This is a genomic window from Pseudogemmobacter sp. TB195 (assembly GCF_058313095.1).
This window is the reverse complement of sequence record NZ_JBZEGG010000082.1, coordinates 1-1,460: the sequence shown is the minus strand read 5'-3', so window position 1 is coordinate 1,460 and position 1,460 is coordinate 1. Positions and strand designations below refer to the sequence as shown.

2 protein-coding genes are annotated in these 1,460 nt (G+C 63.2%); both read right to left on the bottom strand.

From position 1 onward, the window contains the following. Positions 1-912, bottom strand: a complete 912-nt coding sequence (locus AC4FS3_RS28655; RefSeq protein WP_491023363.1) for an electron transfer flavoprotein subunit alpha/FixB family protein — start codon at positions 910-912, stop codon at positions 1-3. Next, on the bottom strand, positions 912-1,460 hold a 549-nt coding region (locus AC4FS3_RS28650; protein WP_491023362.1), incomplete at its 5' end, for an electron transfer flavoprotein subunit beta/FixA family protein. The genes AC4FS3_RS28655 and AC4FS3_RS28650, both read right to left, overlap by 1 nt.

The window sequence follows — 1,460 nt, the reverse complement described above, 5'->3', positions numbered from 1 at the left end:
TCAGAGTTTTTCTGTGAGTTCGGGGAGGATGGTGAAGAGGTCTCCCACCAGGCCATAATCGGCGACCTGGAAGATCGGGGCTTCTTCGTCCTTGTTGATCGCGACGATGACCTTCGAGTCCTTCATGCCGGCGAGATGCTGGATTGCACCCGAGATACCGACCGCGACGTAAAGATCAGGCGCCACGACCTTGCCGGTCTGGCCGACCTGCCAGTCATTCGGCGCGTAACCAGAGTCGACCGCTGCGCGGCTTGCGCCGACGGCTGCGTTCAGCTTGTCCGCGAGCTTCTCGATCACCGCGAAGCTTTCTTTCGAGCCCACACCGCGCCCGCCCGACACGACGATCTTCGCCGAGGTCAGTTCGGGACGATCCGAAGCCGCCACCCGGTTTTCGACAAAGCTCGACAGGCCGGTTGCAGCAGCCTCTGCCGCAGCCTCGACCGCAGCCGAACCACCTTCGCCTGCCGCCGCAAAAGCCGCCGTGCGCACCGAGAAGACCTTCTTCGCGTCCGAAGATTTCACCGTCTGAATCGCGTTGCCGGCATAGATTGGCCGCTCAAAGGTTTCAGAATCGATAACGGCGGTCACATCCGAGATCACCATCACATCGAGCAACGCCGCAACGCGCGGCAGAACGTTCTTGTTATAGGCGGTCGCGGCACCGGTGATGTGGCTGTACGCGCCGGCGAGGCTGACCACGAGATCGGCCATCGGTTCAGCCAGGCCATTGTTATCGCTGGCATTCAGAACTTTGCTCACGCCATCGAGCTTTGCCGCGGCCGCCGCAGCCTCTGCCGGGCCTGCGACCAGAAGATGCACTTCGCCAAGGGATTTCACAGCCGTCAACGTTTTGGCAACCGAATCGGTGGCAAGCTGGCCTTCGTTCACATCGGCAATCAGGAGAACAGCCATCAGATCACCCCCGCTTCATCTTTGAGTTTCGCCACCAGCTCATCGACCGAGGCTACGCGCACACCCGCCTTGCGGCCGGCCGGTTCCGTGGTTTTCACGACCGTCAGGCGCGGGGTCACATCGACGCCATAGTCAGCCGGGGTCTTCACCGCCAGCGGCTTTGCCTTGGCCTTCATGATATTCGGCAGGCTTGCGTAACGCGGCTCGTTGAGGCGCAGATCGACGGTGACGACCGCCGGCAGGCTGACCTCGATGACCTGGAGACCGCCATCGACCTCGCGGGTCACGCGGGCCTTGTCGCCCTCGATCGCCAGTTCCGAGGCAAAGGTCGCCTGGGCCTGGCCAAGCAGCGCCGCCAGCATCTGGCCGGTCGCGTTCATATCGTTGTCAATCGCCTGCTTGCCGGCCAGGACCAGGCCGGGGGCCTCTTCCTTCACCACGGCGGCCAGCAGTTTCGCCACGGCGAGCGGCTCGATATCGGTATGCACGTCGGACGCGGCTTCGATCAGGATCGCACGGTCCGCGCCCATCGCCAGCGCGTTGCGCAG

Bases quoted from the DNA above. Each gene is read 5' to 3' on its own strand.
- AC4FS3_RS28655 (WP_491023363.1), bottom strand. From the start codon at position 912: ATGGCTGTTCTCCTGATTGCCGATGTGAACGAAGGCCAGCTTGCCACC.